General features: G+C 72.7%; 3 protein-coding genes and 1 pseudogene. 1 reads left to right on the forward strand and 3 read right to left on the reverse strand.

Annotation, left to right across the window (positions count from 1 at the left end; genetic code table 11):
* Positions 1-515 (reverse strand): annotated as a pseudogene (locus G6030_RS13705) (hypothetical protein); the annotation flags it as partial.
* A gap of 108 nt (positions 516-623) precedes the next feature.
* Entirely contained in the window at positions 624-1,274 is a 651-nt protein-coding gene (locus G6030_RS13710; protein WP_007633394.1) for a hypothetical protein, read from the reverse strand.
* Between the two features lie 46 nt (positions 1,275-1,320).
* Between G6030_RS13710 and G6030_RS13715 the strand changes: the two genes are divergently transcribed.
* Positions 1,321-1,920 (forward strand): CPBP family intramembrane glutamic endopeptidase, encoded by a 600-nt coding sequence (locus G6030_RS13715; RefSeq protein ID WP_187701837.1) that lies wholly within the window; start codon positions 1,321-1,323, stop codon positions 1,918-1,920.
* 14 nt (positions 1,921-1,934) lie between these two features.
* Here the strand turns inward: G6030_RS13715 and G6030_RS13720 are convergent, their stop codons facing one another.
* Positions 1,935-3,806 carry a glycosyltransferase gene (locus G6030_RS13720; protein ID WP_182643504.1) on the reverse strand — a complete coding sequence of 624 codons (1,872 nt, stop codon included), beginning with the start codon at positions 3,804-3,806 and terminating at the stop codon, positions 1,935-1,937.
* Positions 3,807-3,888: the final 82 nt, after the last annotated feature.

The following is a 3,888-nucleotide window of genomic DNA, read 5'->3' on the forward strand; positions in this document are numbered from 1 at the left end:
TCGAGCGCGCCCGCCAGCTGGCCCGGCAGCTCGGGCACCATCGCGCACAGCCGCTCCACCGACACCACCGCATCCTCGAACCCGAGGTCGCCGGCCAGGTCCCGGCAGGTCCGCAGCGGGGTGGTGACCCGCAACCCGTCGATCTCGGTGACAGCCGACGGCGGCAGGGTGCCGTAGCGGTAGATCCGACCCGGGCGGGACCGACGCGTCGAGGGCAGCCAGATTTCGGGTGGGGCATCCGCGGGCACCGAGTCGTCGCCCCACAGCAGGGCGGCGCTGCGGCCGCGCAGCACCCCGTCCGGCCAGGTCCGCGCCAGGGCGATATTGCGGAGCCGGAGGTCGTCGGGCTGGTCATCGCGTCGGTACATCCCGTGCCATATGCGCTCGTAGCGGCCGCGGTCCCGGGCGTCGGGGACGGCGGCGGCCAGTTCGGCCGTGGTGAGCGGCCCCGGCGGCAACCCGAGGACGTCGGCCGCGGTCGCCGGCGCGGCAGGGGGCGAGGTCGGAGTGTTCATGCCCCCACTCTGCCCCCGGACACGGCCGCGCCCCGGTCGTTCTCGGGGCCGGGGCCGGCCAGATGTGGAATTCGGGGCGGCTGTGGATCAGCGGGCCACCCGAGGGACTCACCCCGTGACGGCCTCCTTCATCGCCTTCATCAGAGCGTGCCCCTCGGCGCGGTCCGGCCACCGGTACTCAGCCGCCCGCGCGGCCCAGACCGACCCGGCGATCACGAGGAGGAAGCCCAGCGCTGAGATATACGGGCCGTACGAGACCGAGGTGCCCGCGGGCAGGCCCGAGATCAGCGGGTCGGAGGCGCCGGTCGAGCCGATGAGCACCCAGACGAAGGCGCAGTGGGCGATCAGCACGAGAGTCGCCACCGCGGCGTTGAGCAGAGCGAAGACACCCAACCGGGTGACGAGCGTGATCGAGGTGAGCGCGCACAGCGCGATGAGGCCGAGGAAGTTGATCGGCATCATCGCCCTCAGATCGAGGACGTCCGTGAGGGCGATCGCGGTGACCGGGGAACCGCCGCCCGACAGCCACGGCAGGTACAGGCTGAGCAGCGCGACCGCCAGTCCGGCGAACGCGACGACGCCACCGAGCCGGACCCGCACGTGGGGGATGACCCCGCCGTGGGCCCGCTCGGGAGCGGGTCCGGGCGCCTCGACCGATCGCGGCGTGACCGTGGACACCGATGACGGCATCGGCGAGGGCACGCGGTCCTGCATCGGCGTGGACGCGTATTCGGGGACGGGAGGGATGCGCGTGGACATGGTGACCACCCTTCGGCGAGACGGTGAGTGATGTGGTTCACACTTTATGCTGTCACGTCTACAACAGCCTGAGGTGTTCCTGTGGATCCAGGCTGGGCCGGTGATCGAGTTCGTGCTCTTCTTCGCTCCCGCGGTGATCTACGTGGTCGTGCAGTCGCGACGGGGCGACCGGTCACCCGCGTCCGCGCTCGACCGCATCGGTGTGCGGTGGGGCGCGCCCTCGGCCTACGGGTGGGCGCTCGTCCTGCTCATCCCCCTGGTGGCGGCGAGCTGGTCGGCGATCGCGCTGGTGCCCGCCGAGGTGGTGGACGATCCCGGCGTCATGATCGCCCGGGTCACCTCGGCCGGAGCCGTCGTCGGCGTCGCGCTGCGGGCGGTGGGCGAGGAGGTGTTCTTCCGCGGACTCCTCGGCGGCGTCCTCGTGCGTCGTCTCGGCTTCGCACGGGGCAACCTGCTGCAGGCGGCCGCGTTCGTCATCCCGCACCTCGCGCTGCTCCTGATCGACGCCGGCATGTGGCCGATCGTCGTGATCCAGTTCGCGGCGGGCTACGCGCTGGGGTGGCTCCGGCACCGGACCGGGACGTTCGTCCCCGGCGCCGTCGTCCACGTCGTCGCCAACATCGTGGCAGGGCTCGTCACCGCCTGAACGCGGCGGCGCCGCTACACCCCGTAGAGCCGCGCCCAGTTCTCCCGGGTCGTGAGCTCGGCCTGGGCCGCGCGCCACCGCCGCTGCGCGGCGGGCGCCTCGCGGACGAACCGGGCCAGCAGCGACGCCAACCGCTTCTGCAGCTCGGAGACCCGCGCCGGGTCGACCTTCCGGTGGTGCACACCGGTCTGCGAGGCGTCGGTCACGTAGACCTCGTCGAACAGCGACACGTGCCACCAGGCGGCGTCCTCGTACGGGATCGCCACCACGCCGCGGCGCTGCCGACCGAGCTTCTGGGTGAGCAGCCGCTTGGCCAGCACCTGGTCCTCGCGGTCCTCGCGCGGGATCCCCACCTTGCGCTCGACGCCGATCCCGGCGGGCAGCGCCTCCACCGCGAGCTTGGCGGTCTCGGGGTACTCCGCGCGCTCGGCCCGGATCGCGGCGAGCGCGGCCTGCCCGCCGTCGCCCATCCCGCGGGAGCCGTCGGGCCCGTCGAGGAACGCCTCGATCCCCCGCATCCGTGTGGCCGCCAGCCCGTACTGCATGCCCACCATCGCCCGCAGGACACTGCGCCCGAGGTTCTTGGCCATGCTCTTCGGGTCGATCCCCTGCCGGATCGCGGCGGTGACCAGCGAGTTGCGCTGGGAGAAGAACTGGCCGAAGTCGTCGCCGTCCTTCCAGTAGAAGTCGGCGTGCCACACGGCCGCGCCCTGCAGCGTGCAGGTGGGTATCCCGGCCTGCCGGCACCGGAGGCCGTACTCGATGTCGTCCCACTGGAAGAAGTACGGCATCGGCAGGCCCACCTCCTCCACCGCCTCGCCCGGGATGAGGCAGGACCACCAGGCGTTGTACTCGGCGTCGATCCGCCGCTCCTGCCGGTTCTCCACGACCGACTCGTCGCGCAGCGCGTACTCGTCGGCGTCCAGGCCGCCGCGGAGCTCGTCGAGCTGCGTGCGCTCGGCCGAGACCAGCAGGTAGTCGGGGTTGAACAGGTACAGCATCTGCGCGCCGACGAGCATCGGCTCGCGCGTCACGGCGGCGAAGGCGAACAGGCGCAGCACCGTCTCCGGCTCCACCCGGACGTCGTCGTCCATGAGCAGCACGTCCACCGGGCCGGCGGCGCCCGGCGCGGTGGCCTCGTACAGCCCGCGGCTGAAGCCCCCGGCGCCGCCGAGGTTGGGCTGGCGCAGGTAGTGCAGCCGGTCGCCGAACTCCTCGGCCGCGTGCCGGAACGGATCGCGGGTCTCCACCAGATCGGTGCCCTGATCCGTGACGTAGAGGTCGTCGATGAGGTCCGCGACGAGGGGATCCGAGGCCAGCGAGTCCACGGTGGCCGCACAGTCGTCCGCCCTGTTGAACGTGCAGATCGCCACGGCGGCGCGGCGGGCGGGCCTCGTCGTCGTCGTACTCCACACCACCTCCGACACGGTCGCCGGCGCGTCCACGGCGTGCAGCTCCAACCACATCGCGCCACCGTCGGTGAACGTGTCGACCGGCACGTGCAGCACCGCCATCCCGTCGCCGTGGTGGTGGACCACGTCCACCGTCCGCACGTGGGAGCCGATGTCGGACGCGCGGACCAGCACGTCCAGCTGCCCGGTCGTCTCCACGGACACGCGCACGGTGAGCTCGGTGACCCAGGTCCACCGCTGCCAGTAGGAGGCCTCGAACCGACCGAAGTAGGTGTTGGTGTCGACGATCGCGCCGGCGTCCAGGTGCAGCTCGGCGCGGGTGCGGCGCACGACACCGCGCACGATGCGCGAGTACAGGTCGTCGTTGACCCACCGGCGCGGGCCCGAGAACAGCGTGCGCTGGAGCAGCAGGTCGCGCTCGGGCTGCGGGGCGGCGGTGTCGGGGCCCGCGGCGGTCACGGTGGTGGCGTCCATGAGGCGATGCGCTCCTGGTGGGGTCGGTGCGGGGGACACGGCCCGTCGGGGCCGTGCGGGCGGCGGGCCGCTCAGGGCCCGG

It is taken from the genome of Dietzia sp. E1, assembly GCF_014145015.1.
In the GTDB taxonomy this organism is placed as follows: domain Bacteria; phylum Actinomycetota; class Actinomycetes; order Mycobacteriales; family Mycobacteriaceae; genus Dietzia; species Dietzia cinnamea_A.